We start from the raw sequence: 23,605 nt of genomic DNA, 5'->3' as shown, positions 1-23,605 counted from the left end.
CGAAAGAACGTGATGGGAACCCATCACGGCAGCTCATCCAATTCCTAGTAAGCTCATGGGATGAGTAGGATGCTGGGGATAGCGCCGTTGCGCAGTTTCGTGGCGGTCGCGGACTGCGGCGGCTTCCAGCGGGCCGCGGCCTCGCTGCACCTGACCCAGGGCGCGGTGAGCCAGCACGTGCGCCGGCTGGAGGCGGCGCTGGACCGCACGCTGGTCGAGCGGGACGGCCGCGGCTCGCGGTTCACCGCCGACGGCGAGGTGCTGCTGGCCCGGGCCCGCCGGATCCTCGCCCTGCACGACGAGACACTGCGCGAGTTCGGCGTGGAGGCCGAGCCCACGCTGGTGATCGGCTCGACCGAGCACGCCGCCGCCCAGCTGCTGCCGGAGCTGGCCGCCTGCTTCCCGGACCACCGGGTCCGGTTCCGGATCGACCGCGGCGCCCAGCTGCGGACCGCCCTCGCCGAGGGCCGGATCGACCTGGCCCTGCTGCTCGGCCCGGCCGACGAGCCGGACGCCCGGGCGGTCGGCGAGCTCGAGCTCACCTGGTACGCCGCCCCGGGCTGGACGCCACCGGCAGCCGGTGACCCGGTCCCGCTGGTGGCCTTCGACGCGCCGTGCGCCATCCGCAATCGCGCGCTGGAGACGCTGGCCGCGCACGGGGTGCCGGCGGAGGTCGGCTGCGAGGCCGCCCACCTGGCCGGGATGCAGGCGGCGGTACGGGCCGGGCTGGGCGTGGGACTGATGGCCACCCTCGGACAGGTCCTCGAGGGGCTGGTGGCCCGCCCCGACCTGCCCGTCCCGGAGCCGGTCGCCCTCGCCGTCTGGCCGCGGCGAGGACTGTCCCCGACGGTCGCCGAGGGCGCGGCCGTTGCGCTGGTCGAGCTGCTCGCCCGTACCCGTGGCGAGCTTTCCCGGCCGCGCAGCCGGGCGTAATCTGCCCGGATGGGAGAAATCGTGCCGTGGCTGGTGTCCGCCGCCGTGCTCGCGGCAGTTCTCGGCGCCCTCGTGTGGCTCGCGGCCCGCACTCGGCGGCGAGGCGTCGGTCAAGAGCTGATGGGACCGGTCGACCTCATCTACCGTCCGCACACGCACCAGATCAACGCCGAGACGAGGACGCACGAGCAGCGCATGGTGGCCCGGCCCGCTGCGGACGATAATCTCTGACCTGAGTCAGAGTTCCGCGCTAGCATCGCCCGATGGACGCTGCTGCCCTCGCTCAGGTCGAGACGGTCCGCGACTTCAATCGCTACTACACCCGCCGCCTGGGCGTGCTGACCGACCGTTATCTCGGCCAGGACCGCCCGCTCAGCGAGGCCCGGCTGCTCTACGAGATCGGCGAGCAGGCCGACGTCCGCGACCTGCGGTCCCGGCTCGGCCTGGACTCCGGCTACCTCAGCCGGCTGCTGCGCTCACTGCAGGAGCAGGGCCTGGTCCGGACCCGCGCGCACCCGGCGGACCGGCGGGTCCGCGTCGCCGAGCTGACCGAAGCCGGGGTACGCGAACGCGCCGACCTCGACGCGCGCTCCCGGGCGGGCATCAGTGACCTGCTGGAACCGCTCTCCGCCGCCCAGCGCCGGCAACTCGTCGACGCCCAGGAGCAGATCCGGCGCCTGCTGCGGCTGGCCACGGTCACGGTGCGGCCGGTCGACGCCGGCTCCCCCGACGCCCAGCAGTGCCTGCGCGCGTACGCCTCGGAACTGGCCGTCCGCTTCCCGGAGGGGTACGACGACGCGGCGCTCGTGGACCCCGGCGACCTGACCGGCGAAGACGGGGCGCTGCTGGTCGCGTACGAGGAGGACCGGTCTGTGGGTTGTGGCGCGTGGCGCCGCCTCGGTGACGGGATCGCGGAGATCCGCCACCTGTGGGTCGACGGGCAGGCGCGAGGGCTGGGGCTCGGGCGGCGGCTGCTGGAACGGGTGGAGGCCGACGCGTCCGCGCACGGCGCGACGACGCTGCGGCTCGGCACGCACACCGCTCTCACCGAGGCCATCGCCCTGTACCGGGCCGCCGGGTATCGGGAGATCGCGCCCTACGACCGGTCGCCGTACAACCAGCTCGCCTTCGAGAAGTAGCTCCGACGTACGCTCGAAGGCGTGAGCATCGCACCGCCGTCGACCGTCGTTCTGGACAACCGTTTCGCCCGTGAGCTCGCCGGCCTGGCGATCCCCTGGCAGGCCGAGGAGACGCCGGAGCCGCGGCTGCTCGTGCTCGACGAGGCGCTCGCCGCCGAGCTGGGCCTCGACCCCGCTCAGCTGCGCAGCCCCGAGGGTGTCCGGCTGCTGACCGGCACCGCCGTCCCCGACGGCGCCACCCCGGTGGCGCAGGCCTACGCCGGGCACCAGTTCGGCGGCTACTCCCCGCGCCTCGGCGACGGGCGCGCGTTGCTGCTCGGCGAGCTCGTGGACGCCGACGGCACCGTTCGTGACCTTCATCTCAAGGGCTCCGGGCGCACCCCGTTCGCCCGCGGCGGTGACGGCCTGGCCGCGATCGGCCCGATGCTCCGCGAGTACGTGGTCAGCCGGGCCATGCACGCCCTGGGCATCCCGACGACCCGCGCCCTGGCCGTGGTGGCGACCGGGCGCACGGTGTACCGCGAGACTCCGCTGCCGGGAGCCGTGCTGGCCCGGGTCGCCGCCAGCCACCTGCGGGTCGGCACGTTCCAGTTCGCCCGGGCCACCGGCGACGCCGAGTTGCTGCGCCGGCTCGCCGACCACGCGATCGCCCGGCACCACCCGCACGCCGCCGAGGCCGAGCAGCCGTATCTCGCCCTGTTCGAGGCGGTCGTCGCCGCGCAGGCAGCACTGGTGGCGCAGTGGATGCTCGTCGGCTTCGTGCACGGCGTCATGAACACCGACAACATGACGATCTCCGGCGAGACCATCGACTACGGGCCGTGCGCGTTCATGGAGGCCTTCGACCCGGCGACGGTCTACAGCTCCATCGACCAGGGCGGGCGTTACGCGTACGGGAACCAGCCGGCCATCGCCGAATGGAATCTGGCCCGGCTCGCCGAGGCCCTGCTCCCGCTCCTGCACGACGACCAGGAGCAGGCGGTCGCCCTCGCGGTCGAGTCCCTCGGCGGCTTCCGGCCCGCGTACAACGTCGCCTGGTCGGCCGGCATGCGCGCCAAGCTGGGGCTGCCGGACGGCGTTGATGCCACTGTGGTGTCGCCGCTGGTGGACGACCTGCTCGCCTTGCTGCACGAGGACCACGTCGACTTCACGTCGTTCTTCCGTACCCTGGCCGGCGCCGCCCGCGGTGACGCCGAGCCGGCCCGCCGCCTCTTCATCGACCTGGCCGCGGTCGACGCCTGGGTGGCGCGCTGGCGCGCCCTGGGCCCGGACGCCGACGCGATGCAGCGGGTCAACCCCGTCTACATCCCGCGCAACCACCTCGTTGAGGAGGCCCTGGCCGCGGCGACGGACGGCGACCTGGATCCGCTGGAGCGGCTGGTCGCGGCTGTGAGCGAGCCCTACGACGAGCGCCCGGGCCTCGAGCGGTACGCCGCGCCCGCGCCGCAGGACTTCGGTGCCTACCAGACGTTCTGCGGCACCTGAGTCCCCGTCAGTTGAGGTGGAAACGGTCGTCTGTGGCCAGCGCGGCCAGCTGCGACGCCGTCAGCGGCAGCTTCTTCAGCGGCGGCTGGACGTTCTCGCCGTTGGTGGCTGTGCGGCTCTGCGCCACGTAGACCACGACGCCGTCCGGGTGCCGGTAGGCCGCCCACTGCTCCACCCCGCCGGTCCCGCTCGGAACCCGCGACACGCCCACCTTCGCCTTCCCGACGGTGACCACGTCGCAGTCACCCTTCAGCCCCCAGAACTGCCGGGCCAGGGCGCACGGCTCCTTGGGCAGGCCGTTGTCCTTGGTGTGCACCTCGGCCAGCAGCGACCCCGCCCGGCCACCCTTGGCGATCGCCGCCTGGGCCAGGTAACCCCAGGTCGAGCCCGTGTTGTCACCCTCGACCTGGGCCTGGTGGTCGCGCAGCGGGATGCCGTCGGCCGACTCGCCGGTCGGCGCGGTCCAGCCGTCGGGGACAACGGCCAGCAGTTCGTCGAGGAGCTTCTTGCCCTGCTCGTAGCGCTCACCCGAGCGGGCGGTGGCATCCTCCTGCGGCTCGCCGTTGCCGTCGATCGGCCAGGCCGGCTTGGTGCTGTCGCTACCCGCCGAGGGGGTCGGCATGGCCGACGGCACCCCGCCGCCGGCCCACGGCGCGCCCTCGCCGTCCGAGGCGAGCCGCAGGCCCTGCGGCACGGCCACGGCGGTCACCGCGATCAGCGCCGCGGTCGCCCCGGCACCGGCGAGCGTCGCGCGCCGGCGTACGGCCCGGCGGCCGGCGGTCAGGGCCGCGGCCGACTCCATCGGGGGCGGCGGGGTGAGGGTCATGCTGGCGCGCATGGCTTCGCGCAGGTCGTTCTCGTTCACGATGCCTCTTCTCATTCGGCGGCGACGGGGTGGGACATCAACGTCCGGAGGGCGTCCAGGCCACGCGCCGCCTGGCTCTTGACCGTGCCGGCCGTGCAGCCGAGGACAGCCGCGGTCTCGTCGACCGACATGTCCTCCCAGTAGCGCAGGACCAGCACGGCCCGCTGCCGGGGCGGCACCCCGGCGAGCGCCTGCAACAGCATCAGCCGGTCATCAGCCGACCCCGGTGCGGCCGCCTGCTCGATCGGCGTCTCCCGCGGCCGCTCCCGCCGCCACCAGCCCCGGCGGCCGTCGTCGATGAAGGTGCGGATCAGCACCTGCCGGACGTACGGATCCAGCGCCTCGTGCCGCGCCACCCGGTGCCAGTGCGTGTACAGCTTGGTGAACGCGGTCTGCACCAGATCCTCGGCCCGATGCCAGTCCCCGCAGAGCAGGAACGCCGTCCCCCGCATGGCCCCCGACCGGGCCGCGAAGTACTCGGCGAACGCCGCGTCGCGATCGCTCATGCCCACCCCTATCCGTTCGGTCGGGACAATCACGAGACCGGACCGGCGGAAGGTTGCACGAACCGCGGGAAATTACAACGCGCGGCGCAGCGGCACGTCCCGCCAGTCGGTGTCCGAGGCCAGATAGAAGCCCGGGTACGAGGGCTGGTTGTAGGTCGTCTGCTGGCGGGCCACCTCGACCCGGTACTGCGGGTCGTGCATCAGCGTGTAGAGCTTGTGCCCGGTGAGCTCGGTGCTCAGGTAGATCCGTACCGCCGTGCTGTCCGCCGTGCGGACCAGCAGTTCCTCGCGCCAGTCGCCCAGGATGTCGGCGACCAGGGACGGGTTGCCCTTGGTGCCGTTGTTGGTCAGCGTGCCCGTGGCCGTCAGCAGGGTGCCGCGCCGCCAGTCGTCGATTGTCGGGGTGACCTCGCCCGCGCCGTTGACCAGCTGGGTGGTCAGGTCGCCGGCCCAGCGGATGCTCTGGTTGGTGCCCGGCACCGGACCGGGCAGCACCGCGCCCGCCGCCGTGTGCAGGCCGGACGCCTCCGAGCCGCCGGGCATGCTGGCCCAGGACTCAATGCCGCGGACCTCCGGCAGCACGTCGCCGATCATTCCGCGCCCGGTGTCGCGCCCGGAGTACGTGCCGGAGAGCACCTCGCCGGTGGCCGCGTCGCGCAGGGCCATGCCGTACGGCGCGCCGGTGCCGTTCTCGTGGACCGTGAACGTCTCCAGGCCGGGCCGGTCCGGGTTGATGTCCGTGACGTGCATGGCGTCACCGTGGCCGAGCCGGACCCGCTGCCCCGGCGCCGCGCTGCCCTCGGGGAGGGTGTCGAACGAGGAGTACAGCAGGCTGCCGTCGTCGTCGATGGTCGCGGCGCCGTACACGATCTCCTGCCGTCCGTCGCCGTCCACGTCGGCCGCGCTCAGCGAGTGGAAGCCCTGGTTGGTGAGGGTGGCGTAGCGCGGGTCGGTGCCGTCGCGGCCGTGCGGGTTGTCGTTGAACGGGTTGCTCATCGGGGTCCAGCCGCTGTCCACGTACCAGTTCTCGGTCAGCCGGCGGCCGTCCCAGCGGTACGCGACCAGCGTGGTGCGGGTGTAGTAGCCGCGGGCGAACACGGCCGACGGGTGCCGGCCGTCGAGATAGGCCACCCCGGACAGGAACCGGTCGACGCGGTTGCCCGGCTCGATCCGTGGCAGCGCATAGTCGCCCCACATCAGCCCGTCGTCGTGCCGTCCGGGCTTGTAGCGCACGGTCTGCAGCTCGCGGCCGGTCGCACCGGCGAACACCGTCATGTACTCCGGGCCGTCGAGGATGAAGCCCTCGAAGGCGCGCAGGTTGTTGCGGGCGCTGCGGGCCGGGGCGTACACGTCGATGAAGTAGTCGACCAGGGCCTCGGCGTCGGCGCGCGACAGCGGGTACGCGTACCGCGGCGCGATGCCGAACGCGGCCTCCAGCGTCGCCGGCCAGCGCCCGGCCACCACCTCGGGGTGCGCGGTCCAGCCCTGGAACATCGTCACCAGGTGCTCGCGGTAGCCGGCCGCGCTGAGCCGGTAGTCGTCGGTGTGCCGGTAACCGGCGCGCACGTCGGCGCGGGGCATCGTGACGTAACGCCGGGAGACCTCGCGGCCCGTGGCGTCGTACCGGATCACGCTCGTGCCCGGCGCCGTCTTGAGCATGAGCTCGGCGCGGCCGTCACCGTCGAAGTCGTACACCGGGAACTGGGTGTAGTGCGCCCCGGCCCGGATGTTGACGCCCAGGTCGATCCGGTAGAGCAGGGTGCCGTCGGCCCGGTACGTGTCCAGGTAGACAGGTCCGGTGTAGCCGACCAGCGAGACGTCCTTGGAGTTGGACGGGTCCCACTTGACGACGTACTCGTACTGCCCGTCACCGTCGACGTCGCCGACGCTCATGTCGTTGGCCGTGTAGGTGTAGGCCTGCCCGCTCGGGGTCACGCCGTCGGCGGGCTTGCGCAGCGGCAGGTCGTGGTGGCCGCCGGCCCACGGGGTAACGGCGGCGCTGCGGCCGGCCTCGCGCCCGCGGACGACCGCGGCCACCCGGTAGCGGGACGCCGGGGTGCCGTCCGGGTCGAGCCAGTTGGTGCTGTCGCTGATCAGCGCGACGGGCCGGCCGTCGCGGTAGACCCGGAAGTCCGGCCCGGCCAGGCCGGTCGCGGTCGCGCCGGTCGCCTCGGGCGCGAGCAACCGCCAGCTCAGGAACACGCCGTCGGCGGTGACGGCGGCGACCAGGCCCCGGTCGAGACGTTCCAGAGCGGGACCGCCGGGCCGCTGCGCCGCGGCCACAGCGGGCGGCGAGCCACCGACCAGGAGCAGGCCGGCGGCCAGGAGGATCCCCCACCGACGGTACGGACGCAGCGAACCCCGCATGGCGACTCCTCCTGGCTGAAACGAATCAACGCAGGTTAGGAATTGACCACAGCCGATGTCAATGTTTCCGAGCGGTTTCCCCGGTAAGCGCATACCTGGGCTTCGGCCGCTGGTCAGAGGCGGGCGATCGCGGAGGCCGGATCCTCGATCGCGTCGGCGACGCTGCGCATGAAGCCCGCCGCCGTCCCGCCGTCGCAGACCCGGTGGTCGAAGACGAAGCTCATCTGGGTGATCTTGCGGACGCACAGCTCCCCGTCGACGACCCAGGGCCGGTCCAGGATGCGGCCGAAGCCCAGGATGGCGACCTGCGGGTGGTTGATGATCGCGGCGCTGCCGTCGACCCGGAAGCTGCCGTAGTTGTTGAGCGTGAAGGTCCCGGCCTCCTGCGCCGTCACGCGGCCCTCCCGGGCGCTCGCGGTGACCCGCCGGATCTCCTCGTCGAGCTGTGCGGTGGTCATGGTCTCGGCGCCGACGACCGCGGGCACGACCAGGCCGCGCTCCCCCTGCACGGCGATGCCGAGGTTGATCCGGTCGAACTCGACGATCTCCTGCCGCTCGGTGTCCACCCGGGCGTTGAGCATCGGGTACTGCCGCAGACCGGCCACGACGAACCGGGCGATGTAGGCGAGCAGGCCCGGGCCGGGGGTGCTCTGCCGCAGCTCCCAGAGTTTGGTGGCGTCGACGTCGACCCAGACGGTGGCCTCGGGGATCTCGGCGCGGCTGCGGGTCAGCGCCGCCGAAACGGCCTTGCGGAAAGCGGTCAGAGGAACGCGACGCTCCCCCGGCACAACCGGATTGGCTGGCGCCGGAGTGGCCAGAGCAGCAGCCGGTTGCGCGGGCGCAGTTGCTGGGCGGGCCAGGGCCCGTTCCACGTCGGCCCGGACGATCACGCCGCCGGGACCGGTCGCCTCGACCGTGGCCAGGTCCAGCCCGGCCTCCCGGGCCAGCCGCCGCACCAGTGGCGAGACCACGAGCGGCACCCGATGTGGCAGCACAGCCGGAGCCTGCCGGCCCCGCGGACGCCGCCGCCGGGAAGTGACCGTCGCGCCCGTCGTGCCGTACCCGATCAGGACGTTGCCCGATCCGGCCTGCTCTTCCTCGCGGTAGGTCTCCGCCTCCGGGACCAGCGCCGCGACCGTGAGCAGCGGCTTGCCGACCTCGAGCGTGACGCCCTCGGCGGCGTGCCGGGTCGCGATCCGGCCCGCATACGGCGTCGGCACCTCGACCAGCGACTTCGCGGTCTCCACCTCGACCACCGGCTGGTCGACCTCGACGGTGTCGCCCTCCTCGACCAGCCAGCGCACCACCTCCGCCTCGGTCAGCCCCTCGCCGAGGTCGGGCAGCAGGAAGGTCTGCGTGCTCACGAGTCCTCCCACTGCAGGTCGTCCACGGCGTCCAGGACGCGGTCCACGCCGGGCAGCTGGAAGTGCTCGAGCTTCGGCGGCGGGTACGGGATGTCGAAGCCGGTCACCCGGCGGATCGGGGCGGCCAGCGCGTGGAAGCAGCGCTCGGTGACCCGGGCGACGATCTCGGAGGACACGCTGGCGAAGCCGGCCGCCTCCGCGACCACGACGGCCCGGCCGGTGCTGCGCACGGCGGCGCACACGGTCTCGTCGTCGAACGGCACGATCGAGCGCAGGTCGACCACCTGGAGGCTGCGGCCCTCGCCGGCGGCCACCTCGGCGGCCTCCAGGGCGACCGGTACGGACGGGCCGTAGGCGATCAGCGTGGCGTCGGTCCCCTCGCGGCGCACCGTAGCCCTGCCGATGCCGGGCACCGGGGCGCCGAGCTCGACCTCCTCCTTGCTCCAGTAGAGCTTCTTGGGCTCCAGGAAGATCACCGGGTCGTCCGAGGCGATCGCCTCGCGCAGCAGCCCGTACGCGTCCGCCGGCGTCGCCGGTGCGACCACGTGCAGGCCGGGCGTGTGCGCGTAGTACGCCTCGGAGGAGTCGCAGTGGTGCTCGACCCCGCCGATGCCGCCCGCGTACGGCACCCGGATCACCATCGGCAGCTTGACCCGGCCGCGAGTGCGGTTCCGCATCTTCGCCACGTGGCTGACGATCTGCTCGAACGCCGGGTACGCGAACGCGTCGAACTGCATCTCCACCACCGGGCGCATGCCGTTCATCGCCATGCCGACCGCCACGCCGACGATGCCGGACTCGGCCAGCGGCGTGTCGAAGCACCGGTTGTCGCCGAACTCGGCGGTCAGGCCGTCGGTGATCCGGAAGACGCCGCCGAGCGCGCCGACGTCCTCGCCGAACACCACCACCGCCGGGTCCGCGGCCATCGCGTCGCGCAGGGCCCGGTTGAGCGCCTGAGCCATCGTCAGCTTGACGTGGTCGGTGGCCGTGACCGTCATCGCAGCGCTCCTTCGCGCTCGAGCTCGTCGGCGACCAGCGCGGCCTGCTCGGTGAGCTGCGGGGTGGGACTCGCGTACACGTGGTCGAAGAGCATCGCCGGGTCCGGCTCGACGTCGCGGTTGAGGCCGTCGCGCAGGTGGGTGGCCACCTTCTCGGCCTGCGCCGTGATGTCCGCGAGCTGCCCGTCATCCAGCAGGCCCCGCTCGCGCAGGTGGGCCTCGAGCCGGGTGATCGGGTCGCGCTCGACCCAGGCCGCGACCTCGGCGTCCGGGCGGTAGCGGGTGGCGTCGTCGGCGTTGGTGTGAGCCTGCATCCGGTACGTGTGCGCCTCGACGAGCTGCGGTCCCTCGCCGGCGCGGGCGCGCTGCACGGCGGCTCCGAGCACGGCCAGCAGAGCGGCGGTGTCGTTGCCGTCGACGCGTTCACCCGGTACGCCGTAGCCGATGCCCTTGTGCGCCAGGGACGGGGCGGCGGTCTGGCGGGCGAGCGGGACGCTGATGGCGTACTCGTTGTTCTGCACGAAGAACACGACCGGCGCGCGCAGGACCGCGGCGAAGTTGAGCGCCTCGTGGAAGTCGCCCTCGCTGGTGCCGCCGTCACCGCAGAGCGCCAGGACGACGGTGGGCTCGCCACGCAGCCGGGCGGCGTGCGCGACCCCCACTGCGTGCGGGAGCTGGGTGGCCAACGGCGTCGCGTGCGGCGCGACGTTGTGCTCGTACGGGTCGTAGCCGCAGTGCCAGTCGCCCTTGAGCAGCGACAGCGCCTCGACCGGGTCCACACCCCGGCCCACCGCGGCGATGGTGTCGCGGTACGTCGGGAACAGCCAGTCGCCGTCGGACAGCACCTGGGCGGCGGCGACCTGGCAGGCCTCCTGCCCGTGCGAGGAGGGATAGACGGCCAGCCGGCCCTGGCGGACCAGCGCGTACGCCTGATCGTTGAGCCGGCGCGCGGTGACCAGGGCCGCGAAGGCCCGCAGCAGCGCCGCGTCGTCCGGGGCGGGGTAACCGGGGGCGTCGACGGCTCGTCCGTGCGGGTCGATGAGCGTGACCGGCTCGGCCGACGGCAGAAGGTGGTGCGGGTCACGTGTCATGCAGACATGGTCGTTCGCCGACCAATCGGTTTCCACATCCCGGGAAAAACCGAGAAGATGTAATGGTCGTGCCGCACTAAGGCGGCCAAACGTCCGGGCAACGGCGCCCGGAGCCGAGGAGGACAAGACAAGTGGCCAGCGCCCTCGACGACATCGACCGGCAGATCCTGGCCGAGCTGACCCGCGACGGCCGGATGTCGATGCGTACCCTCGCCGAGCACCTGCACATCTCCCGGGCCAACGCGTACGCCCGCGTGGAACGGCTCCGCACCGCGAACGTGATCAAGGGCTTCCGGGCCGACATCGACCCCGTCGCGGCGGGCCTGGGCACCTCCGCCTACGTGACCGTGAACCTGCACCAGGCGGAGTGGCGGGACGTGGGCGAGCAGCTGCGCGCGCTGCCCGGGGTCGTGCACATCGCGCTGGTCGGCGGCGAGTTCGACGCGATCCTGCTGGTCCGGGCGCGGGACAACGCCGCCCTGGGCCGGCTGGTCCTGGACGTCATCCAGGGCATGCCGGGCATCGTGAACACCCGGACCCTGCTGGTCTTCGAGGAGGCCGAGCCGCTGTCGGCCACCGCCATCTGGGAGCAGTGACGCTCGCATGGCGGGCGGATCAATGGGTATGCGTGCGACCGGCACCGCCCCCGACACCGCGGAGGAACCCGGCCGTATGCCCCTGACCTGGGATCTCGACACCGGGCGGGCGACCACCGTCGTCACCGTCGAGGGGTCTCCCTGCCCGGCGTCCATCCGGGCGTTGCGGTCCGGCCTGGCCGACCGGATCGCCCGGCGGCCCGCCCCGCTGCTGATCAGCCTCTCCGCTCGGTCCACCACCGAGCCGTGGCTGTTCGCGCTCATCGCCGCGCTGTCCGGCCGGTCCGGGGCCCGCGCTGTGCCGCTCGTGGTGCAGAGTGAAGGCATCGACGCCCGGCAGACCCGAATTCCGCTGTCCCGCGCGCTCCGCGCCGCGCGGGCCATCCTGCTGGATGGATCGTCGCAAGCGCGAACCCACGACGAGCAGCTGCTACCGGTGGCCGGAGCAGCGCGCCGCAGCCGGGACGTGGCCACCGAGGCCTGCGCCAGGTGGGGGTTGCCTGAGCTGGTCGGACCCGCGGCCATGGTGGCGAGCGAGCTGACCTCGTACGCGACCCGGCACGCCGGCACGCTGATGAAACTGACCCTGGCCGCGACCCCGGACACGATGTACGTGGCGGTGCAGCACGGCCACCCGGCCACGATGCCCCCGGACGTCCCGGCCGACCTGGAACTTCACCTGATCAACGCGGTCGCCGGCTGCTGGGGCTTCCTGCCGCACGGCCAGGACACCATCACCTGGGCGGCCCTGGCCGAGGGCGCACCCAGCCACCGATGACTCCAGCGACGCGCGTCTACGTGGACATGGTCGGCGACCTCTTCCACCCCGGCCACGTGGCCCTGCTGAAGGCGGCCCGGCAGCACGGCGACCACCTGATCGTCGGCGTGCTGTCCGACGAGGTGGTGGCGTCGTACAAGCGGCAGCCGATCATGACCCTGGCCGAACGCGTCGCCGTGATCGCGGCGTGCCGGTACGTCGACGAGGTGGTGCCCGCGGCACCGTTCCGGGTGACGCTCGAGTTTCTGGACGAGCACGGCATCGCGCTGGTCGTGCACGGCGACGACATCACCCCGGAGGCGATCGACGAGGTCTACGGACCGGTGGCGGCGGCCGGCCGGCTGAGGCTGGTGCACTACACCGCCGGGGTGTCCACCACCGACCTCATCGCCCGCGTGCAACGACGGTCAGCCGGTGGTTAGCCGGATCGCGGTCCATGACACCGGGGGCAGGCTCGCCCGCAGGACGCCGTCGGTGATGTCCGCGTCCTTGGCCGGGCCGGGCACCACGCGTTCCGGGTCGTCCGCCGTGTTCATGGCGTAGAGGTCCTCGTCCGCCAGCGTCCACGACTCCGTCACCCGCAGAGCCGCCCCGAAGCCGGCCAGCGACACTGCCAGGTCGAGGCTCTCGGTGAGGTGCCTGTTCACGACGAAGACAGTGACGTCACCACTCTCGGCGTCGTGGGTGGCCACCGCGTCCAACAACGGCACCGAGCCGAAGCGGGCGGTGTCGTAGTTCGGGGACTGCGGTTCCACGCGCAGGACCTCGCCGCGGGCCAGGCGGGAGGTCAGTGCGAACGGATGGAAGATCGTCTGGCGCCACGCCGGGCCTCCCGCCTCGGTGCGGATCGGGGCGATCACGTTGACCAGCTGGGCCTGGCAGGCGGCGGTGACCCGGTCGCTGTGCCGCAGCAGGGAGATCAGCAGGTTGCCGACCACCACGGCGTCGGTGACGGTGTACGAGTCCTCGATGACCCGCGGGGCCACCCGCCACTCGGTCTCCTGGGTCGCTTGGAAGGCGCTCTGGTACCAGACGTTCCACTCGTCGAACGAGATCTTGAGCTTCTTGCCGCTCTTGAGCTTGGCCCCGACGCTGTCGGCGGTGGCCGCGACGCTGGTGACGAAGTGGTCCATGTCGACCGCCGAGGCCAGGAAGCTGCCCAGGTCCCCGTTGATCGGCTCGTAGTAGGCGTGCGCGGAGATGTAGTCCACGGCGTCGTAGGTCAGTTCGAGGACCTCGGCCTCCCATGCGGCGAACGTCGGCATCGAGGAGGACGAGCTGCCGCAGGCCACCAGCTCCAGCCCCGGCTCGGCACTGCGCATCGCCCGGGCGGTCTCCATGGCCAGCCGGCCGTACTCGTGGGCGGTCTTGTGTCCGGTCTGCCACGGGCCGTCGAGCTCGTTGCCGAGGCAGAACATGGTGATGCCGTACGGTTCCGTCGCGCCGTTGGCCTGCCGGAGCCGGGCCAGGTGGGTGCGGTCGGGCTGGTTCAGGTACTCCTGTACGTCCAGCGCCTCCTGCACGCCGCGGGTGCCGAGGTTCACCGCGTACATCACCTCCACCCCGGCCTTGCGCGCCCAGCGCATGAATTCGTCGATGCCGATCTCGTTGGTCTCCAGGCTGTGCCAGGCCAGGTCCCGGCGCACCGGCCGGTCGGCGACCGGGCCGATGCCGTCCTCCCAGCGGTAGCCGGAGACGAAGTTGCCCCCGGGGTACCGCACGACCGAGACGCCCAGCTCGCGGGTCAGCGCGAGCACATCCTGGCGGAAACCGTCGGCGTCCGCGGTCGGGTGCGACGGCTCGTAGATCCCGGTGTAGACGCAGCGGCCCATGTGCTCGACGAAGGACCCGAAGGTACGGCGGGACACCGGCGCGACGGTGAACGCGGGATCGAGGGTGAAGCTGGCGGAAAGCACGGGTCTCCCGGGGGTCGAGGGGGATGTCACTTGAGGCCGCCGACGGCGAGCCCGCCCTGCCAGTACTTCTGCAGGGTGAGGAAGGCGATGACGAGCGGGACGATGGACACCAGCGAACCGGTGATGATCAGGCTCCACAGCGACTGCCCGCCGCCGTTGTTGGAGCTGGCCAGCTGCGACCACAGGCCGATGCCCACGGTCAGCGGGTAGAGCTTCGAGTCGGACAGCATGGTCAGCGGCAGGAAGTAGTTGTTCCAGGTCGCGACGACCGACAGCAGCAGCACGGTGACCACCGCGGGACGCATCAGCGGCAGCGCCACCCGCAGGAACGTGCGCAGCTCGCCGGCGCCGTCGATGCGGGCCGCGTCGAGCAGCTCGTCGGGCACCGACGCCGAGGTGTAGACCCGCATCAGGTAGACGCCGAACGGGCTCAGCAGCGACGGCAGGATGACCGCCCAGACGGTGTCGGTCAGACCGGCGTTGCTCATCATCACGAACGTCGGGATGACCAGGGCGGTCAGCGGCACCATGACCGAGCCGAGCACCAGGGCGAAGGTCAGGTTGCGGCCGCGGAAGCTGAACTTCGCGAAGCCGTAGCCGGCCAGCACCGAGATGACGGTCGAGCCGATCCCGCCGGTCAGCGCGTACAGCACGGAGTTGCCCAGCCAGCGCAGGTATTCGCCGTTGTTGAAGGTGACCAGGTCCTTCAGGTTGTCGACGAGGTGGAAGCCGTTGAACCAGAGGGCGCCCGTGCCGGAGAACAGGCCCTCGGCGTTCTTGGTGCTGGCCACGACGAGCCACCAGACCGGGACCAGGAAGTAGCAGACCAGGGCGAGCAGGAACAGCTTCGCCCCGAGGTGGCGGTTGCTCACGTGAAGATGCTCCCTCGCTTGCGGGTGACGACCATGAAGACGGCGACGGCCAGGAAGACCACAAAACCCAGCGCGAACGAGATCGCCGAGGCGTAGTTGAACTGGGCGTAGGCGAAGGCCAGGTTGAACGCGTAGATGTTGGGGGTGAAGTCGGGCGTCACCGAGCCGTTGGCGATCGGCCCGAGGATCTGCGGCTCGGCGAAGAACTGCAGCGTGCCGATCAGCGAGAAGACCAGGATCAGCACGAACGCGGACGACACCATCGGCACCTTGATGCGCAGCGCGATCTGCCGGGAGCTCGCGCCGTCGATGCGGGCCGCCTCGTAGATGGACGTGTCGATGCTCTTCAGCGCGGCGTAGATGATCACCATGTAGTAGCCGGACCACTGCCAGGTGACCACGTTGAGCAGGCCGTAGAAGATGTTGCCCTGGCTGAGCAGGAACGGCGCCTGCACGTTGAACAGCGACGAGATCTGTTCCAGCGGACCGAAGCTGGGGCTGTAGAGGAAGCCCCACATGAGCGCGCCGAGCACGGCCGGGACCGCGTACGGCAGGAAGATCATCAGCCGGGAGAAGCGGGCCAGCCGGCCGGTGACCTCGTCCAGCACCAGCGCCGCGACCAGCGCGACGATCATCTGCAGCGGGATCACCACGAGGCTGAACCGCAGCACCAGCCACAGTCCTTTGAGGAACGACGGGTCGGTGAAGGCCCGGGTGTAGTTGTCGATCCCGGCGAACGTGGTGCCGGTCGCGAGTCCCTTGGTGTAGAGGCTCAGGTAACCCGCGTACAGCAGGGGTGCGACCAGGAAGACCGCGAACACGACCAGGAACGGGAAGATGAAGAGCCAGCCGGCGGCGCCGCGGCGCGCCGATCGGCGGCGCCGGGGCGGCGCGGTGGCCCGCGGTACGCCGGTGCTGTCGCGCAGCGCGGCGGGCGGGGTCGATCTGATGACGGCCATGGGGTTCACGTCTCCTCTGCGGCGTCGTCGCAGCCACGGATGGGGGCGGACGGCCGCCGCACGGTGGACCCGGGCGGCCGTCCGGCCGGCGGTCACTGGACGGTGAAGCCCTGGCTCTTGGCGTACTTGACCATGATGTCCTGCAGCTCGGTGGCGGCCTGGTCACCGGTGGTCTTACCGCTGTTGATCTTCACGATCTGGGCCTGGAGCTGGGCGTAGTAGTAGACGGTGAACGGGCTGTACGTCGCACCCTGGTACGCGTTCGCGGCCGGGATGTAGATGTCCTTGTTCGCCGTCTGCCCGTTGAAGAAGTCCACCTTGTTGGTGACGAAGGCGTCGGACTTCAGCACGTCCTGGTTGAGCGGGAAGATGGTCTGCGTCTTCCAGCCGTCGGTCAGCGACGCCTCGTCCGCGTAGAGACCCTTGGCCACCTCGGCCGCGGCCTTCTTGTCGGACGCCTGCGAGGTCACCGCGAAGGTCGAGCCGCCCCAGTTGACCGAGACCGGCGCGTTCGCGTCCCACTGCGGCAGCGGCGCCACGGCGAACTTGCCCTTCTCCTTGCCGCTGCCGACGCCGGCCCCGGTCAGGTAGCCGGGCGCCCAGGCGGCGGAGACGTAAGTCGCGTACTTGCCGTTGACGACACCGGCGATGTAGTCGGTGGTGAACTGGTCCTCGGTGCCGATGAGCTTCTTCGTGGCCAGCCCGCCCCAGTAGGTGAGCACGTCCTTGGTGGCCTGGTCGTCGAGCTTGATGGTGATGTTCTGCTTGTTGGCCAGGTCGTACGTGAACGGGTTGGCGCCCTTCTGGATCATCAGCGCGGTCGCCACGGCCGGCACGTTGCTGCCGAAGTCGCCGAAGTTCGGACCGCCCGCACCCTTCACCTTGGCGGCGGCCTCGGCGTACTCGGCCCAGGTCTTCGGCGGGGTCTTGATCCCGTACTTCGCGAAGACGTCGGTGCGGTAGATCATCGCCATCGGGCCGCCGTCGACCGGGATGGCGTAGACGGCGTCGCCCTGCGAGACGTCCTTCCACGCGCCCGCGCTGAACTTGGCCTTCACGTCGTTGGCCCCGAACGGCGCCAGGTCGACCAGGGCCTCCTGGATCTCGAAGCCGACCAGCTGGTCCGCCTCCAGCATGATCACGTCGGGTGCGCCCTTCTTCGCGGAGATCGCCGTCTGGAACTTGGCGTACTCCGGGGCGCCCTGGCCCGCGTTGGTCCAGCAGACCTGCACGTCGGTGTGGGCGTTGTTGAAGTTGTCGACGACCTTGGCCATGTTCGGGTACCAGGCCCAGACCGACACGGCCTTGGCCTCCGGGTGAACGATCTTGTTGGTGCAGTTCGTCGGCTTGGTCGAGGTGCCGCCACCCTCGTCGCCGCCCGAGCAGGCGGCCACGCCGAGGACGAGGGACAGTACGGGCATCGCAATGATGAGACGTCTCATGGTCGGGCTCTTCCGGGAACTCATTGGGTGGCCTCCTGGCTGGATTCGCGCATGGGGGATCGCCGCTCCTCGCTCTGCGTAGTCGGCAGGCGGGACCGGAACCGCGGGAAAGAGCCCGGACGACCGTGGCGTCCATCCCCGGTGAAGTGTGTTGTAAGTTACGATTGCAGCGCTGCAAAGGACTATGCACCGGCTCAACGGCTCTGGCAAGAGGCAACCTCTCGGAAATACGATCGTCACCTCGGGCACACCGTCGCCCGTCTCAGCAAGGAGGGGCCTCATGCGGGACATCACGCTGCGTGACGTTGCCGAGCTCGCCGGGGTCTCCCCCCGTACGGTCTCCAACGTGGTGAACGGCTACGCCCAGGTGGCGCCCGCGACCCGGGAAAAGGTGGAACGGGCCATCGCCGAACTGGGCTACCGGCCCAACGTGCTCGCCCGCAACCTGGCCAACGGGCGGTCGGGGCAGATCGCTGTCGTGGTGCCGTACCTGGACACGCCGTACTTCGCCGAGCTGCTGCAGGCGATCATCCCGGCCGCCCGCAAGGGCGGTTACAACGTCCTGATCGATCAGACCGACGGCGACCGGCAGCACGAGGGCGAGCTGATCGGCCGCGGCTCGCGGGGCTTCCTGTTCGACGGCATGATCATCAGTCCGCTGGGCCTGTCCCAGCAGGATCTCACCGTGCGTGATCTTGCCCTGCCGCTGGTCGTGCTGGGCGAACGCGTCTCCGACGGCACCTTCGACCACGTCGGCATCGACGACATCGCCGCCTCGACCGACGCCGTCACCCACCTGATCTCGCTGGGCCGGCGCCGGATCGCGGCCATCGGCGACCAGCCGTACGCGACCGGCGAGGCGGCCCAGCTGCGCACCCGCGGCTTCCGCGCGGCCCACGCCGCCGCCGGGCTCCCGGTCGACGAGTCGCTGATCATCAGCACCGCCCGGTTCAACCGGATCGACGGCGTGACCGCGATGGCCGCGCTGCTCGACCGGACCGACCCGCCGGACGCGGTGTTCTGCTACAGCGACCTGGTCGCCTCCGGTGCGATCCACACCATCCTGGAGCGTGGGCTGCGCATCCCCGAGGACATCGCGATCATCGGCTACGACGACATCGAGGACGGGCGCTACAGCCATCCCACGATCAGCACCATCTCGCCCGACAAGACCGCGATCGCGCAGCTGGCGGTCGAGCGGCTGATCATGCGGATCGGCAGTTCCGGGCCGGTGCCCGGGGTGGAGCTGCTGGCCGAGCACCGCCTGATCCCCCGCCAGAGCACGCTCGGCCGCGCCGCGCCCTGACCCCGCCGCGCCCCGACCCGCCGCGCCTGGGCGGGCTCGGCCCCGCAGAGGGTCCTGAATGCGCGGGACTTTGGTCCTGACCTGGGCCGTCGGCGCCCCGCGGAGCTCAACCCGCCCGTAGAAAGGACGACGAACAGCAGGACAGGCGCCGCGACAGGGCGGCGCCGGGGCACAGGGAGCGGGAACGATGAAGGTCACTCTGGGACGTGGTGCCGCCGTTGCGGGCACCGCCGCCGTGGCGCTGCTGGCGTCGCCCTCCCCGGCCTCGGCGCACGAGAAGTGGTTCGTCGACGAGCCCGGCTCCTACCCCACCGACTGGGCGTTCGCCCTGCGGCCGGTCACCTTCGGCCTGATCGTCGCGGTCGTCCTGGCCACCATCGTGTGGCGGTACGTCGCCGTGCGCTACCTGCCCACGCCGGAGCTGCGGCCGCTGCGGTTCGCCGGCCGGATCATCCCGTACGTTCCCCGCCTGCTCGCCATCCACCTGGGCGTCTCGTTGCTGGCCGCCGCGGTCACGGGCCACTTCCTCACCCATGACCTCGAGGTCGAGCACCTGACCGGCGGCGTGGCGTTGCTGCTCGCCGAGGGCGCCCTGGGCATCTGGTTCATCACCGGCATCCGGTTGCGCCCCGCGGCACTGGCCCTCACCGTCATCGGGCCGCTGGCCCTGCTGCTCACCGGGCCGGTCGGGCTGCTGTCGGCCATGGACCTGCTCGGCGTGGCGGTGTTCCTGGCCTTCGTACCGCCGTCGGACGAGACCTTCGGCCGGGTGGAGCCGGACGCCGCGACCCTGCGGCGGGCGCTGTTCGGCCTGCGGCTGGGTGCCGGTGGCGCCCTGATCACGCTCGCCTTCGCGGAGAAGCTGGCCAACCCCGCGCTGGCCCGCGAGACCCTGCACCTCTACCCGCAGCTCGACGTCTTCTCGCTGGTCGGCATCCACCTGAGCCCGGACACCTTCGTCGCCGTCGCGGGCGCCACCGAGCTGCTGTTCGGCCTGCTGGTCATCTCCGGCGCGCTGCCCCAGGTGGCCGTGCTGGTCGCGGGCATCCCGTTCAACGCGACCCTGCTGCTCTTCGGCGGCACCGAGCTCCTCGGTCACCTGCCGGTCTACGGCGTCTTCCTGACGCTGCTCGCCTACGGCTCCAACGAGCGGACCGCCGCGCTGGTGCGCTGGCTGCCGCCGGTGCGCACCCGGCTGCTGCGCCGCCCGGTCCTGGCCCGCTGACTCCCGCCGATCCGCTGATCCCGTTGCCCAGGCAGCGGGATCAGCGGCGTAGCGAGCCGGTCGTGGGCACCCGCAGGTGGTGGGCCAGGCACAGCACGTCGGGCTCCGACGGCCAGTCCAGCTCCTCCGGCGGCACGGCGAGCACCGTCCACGAGTCCTCGTCCAGTTTGACACCGGCATAGTCGGCGTAGCGGTCGTCGCAGCCGGCGTGAGCGGCTTCCTTGACCTGTGCGTCGCCCGGCCACTCGCCCTCCGGCAGGGGGAAGAGAGCGAAGACCTCGCTGTAGTGCGTGGTCGAGCACGGCACCACGTCCACATAGCTGCCGGTCTGCGAGCTGATGTCCTTGAGACAGTCACCCACCCGCAACTCGGTCACCTTGAGCTCGCGTGCGCCGTTGATCGCGCCGGTGGCGTCGCGGTCCGGGCCGTCGGCGGCATCCCGTACGGCGGCCACGCCGATCGCCACCGCGATGGCGAGCACCCAGCAGCCGCAGACGACCAGCCCCGCGATCGCGTAGAAGCGGCCGCGCCGGTCGCCGTTGCGCTTGCTCTGCCGCAGGCCGATGACGCCGAAGATGATGCTCGGCAGTCCCGCACAGCCCAGCAGGGCCAGGGCCAGGGAGGCGATGGAGAAGCCGTTGGTCTTGCCGTTCCAGGCCGGCCGGGGCGGGGGCGGCGGCGTGTAGGCCGGGTACTGCGGGCCGGGCGCGGGCGGGGGCTGGTGATCCACAGCGGGCACGGTACAGCGGCGGGCGGTGTGGCGCCGCCCCGTGCGCCTCTTTCGCCGATTCCTCAGACCGGCCCAGCTGCGGACGATTCATGGCCTGGGAACAATGTCGAGGAACGGGGCGAGGGAACCATGAAGGTCGGGCTGCGCAGTGTCCGGATCAGTAGCCGGCTGGTCGCCGCGATGGTGGTGCTGCTGGCCCTGCTGATCGCGGTGGTGGCCGTCGGGCTGTCGGCCATCGCCGGTCAGTCACGCGCGACCGCCACCCTCGCCGACTACTCGACGGCCAACCAGCTCGCCAAGCAGGTCAAGTTCCGGTCGGCGGACTTCAACGGCTGGCAGACCGCGTACGCGTTCGACATCGTCCGCGGGGTCGACGGCGCCGCAGCCGACACCGCCGAGGCGCGCGCCGCGTTCCTCGCTTCGGCCGCCTCGTTCCGCCAGGAGCTGCAGGCCCTCCGCGGTGCCCGCATCACCGCCGCGGAGACGGAGCTGATCGACCGCGTCACGCAGCACTTCGACGAGTTCTCCGCGCTGGACCGCACCATCGTCGAGGCGTACCGCAGCAGCGCCGCGACGCAGGTCGCGCGGGCCAACCAGCTGGTGGCCGTCGACGAGATCAAGATTTTCAACGAGATCGCCGCGAACGTGGACGCGCTCACGTCCTCGATCGACGCCCGGTCCGCCGCCGCGATGACCGACGCCTCGGCCGCCGCCGACCGCTCCTCGGTGGTCATGGTCGCGGCCGGCGCGCTCACCGTCCTGCTCGGCGCCGTGCTCGCCTTCGTGCTGATCCGGTCCATCATCCGGCCGCTCGGCACCCTCAACCACCGGCTCGCCGAGATCGCCGACGGCGACGGCGACCTGACCCAGCGGATCCACGACGACGCCCGGGACGAGATCGCCGAGGCGGCGGGCGGCTTCAACCGCTTCGCCGACCGGATGCAGGAGCTGGTCGCCGCGGTCGCCGCCGGGGCGCGGCAGGTGTCGGACGCGGCCGACGAGCTCAGCACGGTCAGCACCCAGCTCGCCGGGGGCGCCGAGGAGACCAGCGCGCAGGCCGGGGTGGTCAGCGCCAGCGCCGAGGAGGTCTCCACCATCGTGTCGACGCTGGCCGCCTCCGCGGAGGAGATGAACGCCTCCATCGCGGAGATCTCGCGCAGCGCCTCCCGGGCCAGCGACATCGCCCGCGGCGGCGTGCAGGCCACGCGGGAGGCCGACGAGACCGTGACCCGCCTCGGCGCCTCGTCGGCCGAGATCCGGACCGTGGTCAAGCTCATCACCGACATCGCCGCGCAGACCAACCTGCTCGCCCTGAACGCCACCATCGAGGCCGCCCGCGCGGGCGAGGTCGGCAAGGGCTTCGCCGTGGTCGCCGGCGAGGTCAAGGAACTGGCGCAGCAGACCGCGTCGGCCACCGAGGAGATCGCCCGCAAGGTCGAGGCGATCAGCCAGGGCTCCGGCGCGGCGGCGGCCGTCATCGCCCGGATCTCCACCGTGGTGACCGAGATCAACGACACCCAGCTGACCATCGCGTCGGCCATCGAGGAGCAGACCGCGACGACTCAGGAGATGTCCCGCAACGTCGGCGAGACGGCCGTCGGTGCCGGCGAAATCGCCACCAACATCGTCGGCGTGGCCCAGGCCGCCGAGCAGGCCAGCGCGGGCGCGCAGACCACCCGGACGACCGCCCGGTCGCTCGTCGACGCGGCGGCGACGCTGAACGGGCTGGTCAGTACCTTCCGCTACTGACCGCCGCGGTCAGCGGGCTGCCTGGGCGCCGAGTTCGACGACGAGGACGCCGGCGGAGATCAGCAGGATCCCGACGGCCATCGTGCGGGTCAGTGGTTCGTGGAAGATCAGCCGGGCCAGGACGGCGGTCAGGGCCACGCCCGAGGCGGCCCAGACGCCGTACGCCACACCCAGCGCCAGCCCGGCGGAAAGCGCGAAGCTGAGCAGGATGAAGGCGAGGATGTAGCCCGCCGCGACGGGCAGGATCCAGCGCCGCCGGGCCAGGCCGTCCGAGGCGCGCAGCGACATCGTCGCACCGACCTCGGACAGGATGGCGCCGATCAGGAACACCCAGCTCATGCCGACGCCTCCGGGCGCTGCGCGTGCTGGGAACCGAGCTCGACGGTGAGCACCCCGGCGATGATCAGGGCGATGCCCAGACCCATCAGGGCGGTCAGCGGTTCGCCGTAGATCACGGCGGACAGGACTGCGGTCACGGTGACACCGCCGGCGCCCCAGATGCCGTACGCGACGCCGATCTGCATGCCCAGGCGCAGGCCCACGGCCAGGAAGGCGAACGCCGCGACGTATCCGGCGACGACGAGGACGTACCAGGCGGGGTGGTCGAGGGCGGCCTTGAGCGCGAGGGTCGCCGCGACCTCGCTGCCGATCGCCGCGGCCAGCGTGAACCACTTCTTCATCGGTTGGCCCTGCCTCATCGGTCCGCCCCGCCCGCCGTGAGGGAACGGATCAACGCCACCACGGCGTCGCGGTCCCCGGGCCGGGGCGGGAAGACCCCGGTCGCCTCGGCGGCCCAGAGACCGTCGGCGGCGAGGCGGGCGACGGTCAGGGCGACCCGGGTACGCCCGTCGAGCCCGGCCGGCAGCTCGAACCAGCGGGCCATCCGCTCCAGCCAGGGCCCGGACAGGCCGGGACGGTACGCGGCCTCGGTGTAGATGGCGTACTCCGCGCGGCAGTCCGCGCCCCGGGCGGCGACGGCGGCATAGGCGCGGATGCGGTCGGCCGGCGTCGCCTGCTCCAGCGGCCCGCCGATGATCTCCGCCATCGCGCGCTCCAGGCTGGCGGCGGCGTGGTCGACGATCGCCAGCATCAGCGCCTCGCGGTTCGGGAAGTGGTACATCAGGCCGGGTTTGGTGACCCCGGCCTCGCGGGCGACGGCGTCCAGGGTGATGTCGGCGCCGTCCGCTCCCCGCATCAGCCGCAGGGAGGCGTCGAGCAGGGCGGTCCGCTGGCTGGGTCTCATGGCCGTTACTTTACCGTCCGGAAGGTAAAGTAACCAGGGCG

At 71.7% G+C, this 23,605-nt stretch carries 24 protein-coding genes; 10 read left to right on the top strand and 14 right to left on the bottom strand.

Annotated elements, in window-relative coordinates; genetic code table 11:
• Nucleotides 1–60: 60 nt before the first annotated feature.
• The 4 genes from ACQP2Y_RS20190 to ACQP2Y_RS20175 are packed head-to-tail and all read left to right on the top strand — an operon-like array spanning nt 61 to nt 3,557.
• Complete coding sequence (locus ACQP2Y_RS20190) at nt 61–933, top strand: LysR substrate-binding domain-containing protein (protein WP_433730481.1); 873 nt, start codon at nt 61–63, stop codon at nt 931–933.
• A 9-nt stretch (nt 934–942) separates the two neighbouring features.
• Nucleotides 943–1,164 carry a hypothetical protein gene (locus tag ACQP2Y_RS20185; RefSeq protein ID WP_433730479.1) on the top strand — a complete coding sequence of 74 codons (222 nt, stop codon included), beginning with the start codon at nt 943–945 and terminating at the stop codon, nt 1,162–1,164.
• 32 nt (nt 1,165–1,196) lie between these two features.
• Complete coding sequence (locus ACQP2Y_RS20180) at nt 1,197–2,072, top strand: bifunctional helix-turn-helix transcriptional regulator/GNAT family N-acetyltransferase (protein WP_433730477.1); 876 nt, start codon at nt 1,197–1,199, stop codon at nt 2,070–2,072.
• Between the two features lie 21 nt (nt 2,073–2,093).
• The gene (locus ACQP2Y_RS20175) at nt 2,094–3,557 is read left to right on the top strand and encodes a protein adenylyltransferase SelO (RefSeq protein ID WP_433730475.1); all 1,464 of its coding nucleotides are present in this window, start codon (nt 2,094–2,096) and stop codon (nt 3,555–3,557) included.
• Between the two features lie 7 nt (nt 3,558–3,564).
• Here ACQP2Y_RS20175 and ACQP2Y_RS20170 read toward each other — a convergent pair whose 3' ends face one another.
• The 6 genes from ACQP2Y_RS20170 to pdhA form a co-directional block, all read right to left on the bottom strand.
• The gene (locus ACQP2Y_RS20170) at nt 3,565–4,422 is read right to left on the bottom strand and encodes a hypothetical protein (protein ID WP_433730473.1); all 858 of its coding nucleotides are present in this window, start codon (nt 4,420–4,422) and stop codon (nt 3,565–3,567) included.
• A gap of 11 nt (nt 4,423–4,433) precedes the next feature.
• The gene (locus tag ACQP2Y_RS20165) at nt 4,434–4,928 is read right to left on the bottom strand and encodes a SigE family RNA polymerase sigma factor (RefSeq protein ID WP_433730471.1); all 495 of its coding nucleotides are present in this window, start codon (nt 4,926–4,928) and stop codon (nt 4,434–4,436) included.
• Between the two features lie 72 nt (nt 4,929–5,000).
• Entirely contained in the window at nt 5,001–7,295 is a 2,295-nt protein-coding gene (locus ACQP2Y_RS20160; protein WP_433730469.1) for a rhamnogalacturonan lyase, read from the bottom strand.
• Between the two features lie 113 nt (nt 7,296–7,408).
• Complete coding sequence (locus ACQP2Y_RS20155; RefSeq protein WP_433730467.1) at nt 7,409–8,659, bottom strand: dihydrolipoamide acetyltransferase family protein; 1,251 nt, start codon at nt 8,657–8,659, stop codon at nt 7,409–7,411.
• Nucleotides 8,656–9,657 carry an alpha-ketoacid dehydrogenase subunit beta gene (locus ACQP2Y_RS20150; RefSeq protein ID WP_433730465.1) on the bottom strand — a complete coding sequence of 334 codons (1,002 nt, stop codon included), beginning with the start codon at nt 9,655–9,657 and terminating at the stop codon, nt 8,656–8,658. Before ACQP2Y_RS20150 ends, ACQP2Y_RS20155 begins: the two co-directional genes overlap by 4 nt.
• Complete coding sequence (gene pdhA / locus ACQP2Y_RS20145) at nt 9,654–10,748, bottom strand: pyruvate dehydrogenase (acetyl-transferring) E1 component subunit alpha (protein ID WP_433730463.1); 1,095 nt, start codon at nt 10,746–10,748, stop codon at nt 9,654–9,656. The genes ACQP2Y_RS20150 and pdhA overlap by 4 nt, the downstream gene beginning before the upstream one ends.
• 131 nt (nt 10,749–10,879) lie before the next feature.
• Between pdhA and ACQP2Y_RS20140 the strand changes: the two genes are divergently transcribed.
• The 3 genes from ACQP2Y_RS20140 (at nt 10,880) to ACQP2Y_RS20130 (ending at nt 12,544) form a co-directional block, all read left to right on the top strand.
• The gene (locus tag ACQP2Y_RS20140; protein ID WP_360553559.1) at nt 10,880–11,344 is read left to right on the top strand and encodes an Lrp/AsnC family transcriptional regulator; all 465 of its coding nucleotides are present in this window, start codon (nt 10,880–10,882) and stop codon (nt 11,342–11,344) included.
• A 76-nt stretch (nt 11,345–11,420) separates the two neighbouring features.
• The gene (locus ACQP2Y_RS20135; protein WP_433730460.1) at nt 11,421–12,122 is read left to right on the top strand and encodes a hypothetical protein; all 702 of its coding nucleotides are present in this window, start codon (nt 11,421–11,423) and stop codon (nt 12,120–12,122) included.
• Nucleotides 12,119–12,544 (top strand): adenylyltransferase/cytidyltransferase family protein, encoded by a 426-nt coding sequence (locus ACQP2Y_RS20130; RefSeq protein WP_433730458.1) that lies wholly within the window; start codon nt 12,119–12,121, stop codon nt 12,542–12,544. Before ACQP2Y_RS20135 ends, ACQP2Y_RS20130 begins: the two co-directional genes overlap by 4 nt.
• On the opposite strand, the gene ACQP2Y_RS20125 is transcribed toward ACQP2Y_RS20130, so the two are convergent.
• From ACQP2Y_RS20125 to ACQP2Y_RS20110, 4 genes are all read right to left on the bottom strand, one after another.
• A complete protein-coding gene (locus ACQP2Y_RS20125; RefSeq protein WP_433730456.1) occupies nt 12,530–14,038 on the bottom strand; it encodes an alpha-N-arabinofuranosidase in 1,509 nt (502 codons plus the stop codon). The two genes, ACQP2Y_RS20130 and ACQP2Y_RS20125, sit on opposite strands and share 15 nt — an antisense overlap.
• Before the next feature lie 26 nt (nt 14,039–14,064).
• The gene (locus ACQP2Y_RS20120) at nt 14,065–14,910 is read right to left on the bottom strand and encodes a carbohydrate ABC transporter permease (protein WP_433730454.1); all 846 of its coding nucleotides are present in this window, start codon (nt 14,908–14,910) and stop codon (nt 14,065–14,067) included.
• Complete coding sequence (locus ACQP2Y_RS20115) at nt 14,907–15,869, bottom strand: carbohydrate ABC transporter permease (RefSeq protein ID WP_433730452.1); 963 nt, start codon at nt 15,867–15,869, stop codon at nt 14,907–14,909. Before ACQP2Y_RS20115 ends, ACQP2Y_RS20120 begins: the two co-directional genes overlap by 4 nt.
• Nucleotides 15,870–15,961: 92 nt before the next feature.
• The gene (locus ACQP2Y_RS20110) at nt 15,962–17,290 is read right to left on the bottom strand and encodes an ABC transporter substrate-binding protein (RefSeq protein WP_433730450.1); all 1,329 of its coding nucleotides are present in this window, start codon (nt 17,288–17,290) and stop codon (nt 15,962–15,964) included.
• A 301-nt stretch (nt 17,291–17,591) separates the two neighbouring features.
• Here ACQP2Y_RS20110 and ACQP2Y_RS20105 point away from each other — a divergent pair, with 301 nt between their 5' ends.
• Together ACQP2Y_RS20105 and ACQP2Y_RS20100 are read left to right on the top strand one after the other, a co-directional pair.
• The gene (locus tag ACQP2Y_RS20105; protein ID WP_433730448.1) at nt 17,592–18,617 is read left to right on the top strand and encodes a LacI family DNA-binding transcriptional regulator; all 1,026 of its coding nucleotides are present in this window, start codon (nt 17,592–17,594) and stop codon (nt 18,615–18,617) included.
• A 187-nt stretch (nt 18,618–18,804) separates the two neighbouring features.
• Entirely contained in the window at nt 18,805–19,842 is a 1,038-nt protein-coding gene (locus ACQP2Y_RS20100) for a hypothetical protein (protein WP_433730446.1), read from the top strand.
• A 40-nt stretch (nt 19,843–19,882) separates the two neighbouring features.
• Here the strand turns inward: ACQP2Y_RS20100 and ACQP2Y_RS20095 are convergent, their stop codons facing one another.
• The gene (locus tag ACQP2Y_RS20095; RefSeq protein ID WP_433730444.1) at nt 19,883–20,572 is read right to left on the bottom strand and encodes a DUF4190 domain-containing protein; all 690 of its coding nucleotides are present in this window, start codon (nt 20,570–20,572) and stop codon (nt 19,883–19,885) included.
• Nucleotides 20,573–20,701: 129 nt separating this feature from the next.
• Between ACQP2Y_RS20095 and ACQP2Y_RS20090 the strand changes: the two genes are divergently transcribed.
• On the top strand, nt 20,702–22,321 hold the full coding sequence (locus tag ACQP2Y_RS20090) for a methyl-accepting chemotaxis protein (protein WP_433730442.1): 1,620 nt from the start codon (nt 20,702–20,704) through the stop codon (nt 22,319–22,321).
• Between the two features lie 9 nt (nt 22,322–22,330).
• On the opposite strand, the gene ACQP2Y_RS20085 is transcribed toward ACQP2Y_RS20090, so the two are convergent.
• Genes ACQP2Y_RS20085 through ACQP2Y_RS20075 form a run of 3 tightly spaced genes read right to left on the bottom strand, consistent with a single transcriptional unit; the run spans nt 22,331 to nt 23,564 of the window.
• Complete coding sequence (locus ACQP2Y_RS20085; protein WP_433730440.1) at nt 22,331–22,660, bottom strand: DMT family transporter; 330 nt, start codon at nt 22,658–22,660, stop codon at nt 22,331–22,333.
• Nucleotides 22,657–23,001: a DMT family transporter gene (locus tag ACQP2Y_RS20080; protein ID WP_433730438.1), complete on the bottom strand. Its 345-nt coding sequence runs from the start codon at nt 22,999–23,001 to the stop codon at nt 22,657–22,659. Before ACQP2Y_RS20080 ends, ACQP2Y_RS20085 begins: the two co-directional genes overlap by 4 nt.
• Nucleotides 23,002–23,015: 14 nt before the next feature.
• Entirely contained in the window at nt 23,016–23,564 is a 549-nt protein-coding gene (locus tag ACQP2Y_RS20075) for a TetR family transcriptional regulator (RefSeq protein WP_433730436.1), read from the bottom strand.
• Nucleotides 23,565–23,605 lie beyond the last annotated feature (41 nt).

The sequence above is a fragment of the Actinoplanes sp. CA-051413 genome (assembly GCF_050955795.1).
Lineage (GTDB): Bacteria > Actinomycetota > Actinomycetes > Mycobacteriales > Micromonosporaceae > Actinoplanes.
Note: the sequence above shows the minus strand (reverse complement) of the source record. Positions and strands in the feature narration are given on the sequence as shown.

Excerpts from the sequence above, each read along its gene's own strand:
- ACQP2Y_RS20190 (WP_433730481.1), top strand. The coding sequence starts at position 61 with ATGAGTAGGATGCTGGGGATAGCGCCGTTGCGCAGTTTCGTGGCGGTC.
- ACQP2Y_RS20185 (WP_433730479.1), top strand. The coding sequence starts at position 943 with ATGGGAGAAATCGTGCCGTGGCTGGTGTCCGCCGCCGTGCTCGCGGCA.
- ACQP2Y_RS20180 (WP_433730477.1), top strand. The coding sequence starts at position 1,197 with ATGGACGCTGCTGCCCTCGCTCAGGTCGAGACGGTCCGCGACTTCAAT.
- ACQP2Y_RS20165 (WP_433730471.1), bottom strand. The coding sequence starts at position 4,928 with ATGAGCGATCGCGACGCGGCGTTCGCCGAGTACTTCGCGGCCCGGTCG.
- ACQP2Y_RS20160 (WP_433730469.1), bottom strand. The coding sequence starts at position 7,295 with ATGCGGGGTTCGCTGCGTCCGTACCGTCGGTGGGGGATCCTCCTGGCC.
- ACQP2Y_RS20150 (WP_433730465.1), bottom strand. The coding sequence starts at position 9,657 with ATGACGGTCACGGCCACCGACCACGTCAAGCTGACGATGGCTCAGGCG.
- pdhA (WP_433730463.1), bottom strand. The coding sequence starts at position 10,748 with ATGACACGTGACCCGCACCACCTTCTGCCGTCGGCCGAGCCGGTCACG.
- ACQP2Y_RS20135 (WP_433730460.1), top strand. The coding sequence starts at position 11,421 with ATGCCCCTGACCTGGGATCTCGACACCGGGCGGGCGACCACCGTCGTC.
- ACQP2Y_RS20130 (WP_433730458.1), top strand. The coding sequence starts at position 12,119 with ATGACTCCAGCGACGCGCGTCTACGTGGACATGGTCGGCGACCTCTTC.
- ACQP2Y_RS20115 (WP_433730452.1), bottom strand. The coding sequence starts at position 15,869 with ATGGCCGTCATCAGATCGACCCCGCCCGCCGCGCTGCGCGACAGCACC.
- ACQP2Y_RS20110 (WP_433730450.1), bottom strand. The coding sequence starts at position 17,290 with ATGCCCGTACTGTCCCTCGTCCTCGGCGTGGCCGCCTGCTCGGGCGGC.
- ACQP2Y_RS20105 (WP_433730448.1), top strand. The coding sequence starts at position 17,592 with ATGCGGGACATCACGCTGCGTGACGTTGCCGAGCTCGCCGGGGTCTCC.
- ACQP2Y_RS20100 (WP_433730446.1), top strand. The coding sequence starts at position 18,805 with ATGAAGGTCACTCTGGGACGTGGTGCCGCCGTTGCGGGCACCGCCGCC.
- ACQP2Y_RS20090 (WP_433730442.1), top strand. The coding sequence starts at position 20,702 with ATGAAGGTCGGGCTGCGCAGTGTCCGGATCAGTAGCCGGCTGGTCGCC.
- ACQP2Y_RS20085 (WP_433730440.1), bottom strand. The coding sequence starts at position 22,660 with ATGAGCTGGGTGTTCCTGATCGGCGCCATCCTGTCCGAGGTCGGTGCG.
- ACQP2Y_RS20080 (WP_433730438.1), bottom strand. The coding sequence starts at position 23,001 with ATGAAGAAGTGGTTCACGCTGGCCGCGGCGATCGGCAGCGAGGTCGCG.
- ACQP2Y_RS20075 (WP_433730436.1), bottom strand. The coding sequence starts at position 23,564 with ATGAGACCCAGCCAGCGGACCGCCCTGCTCGACGCCTCCCTGCGGCTG.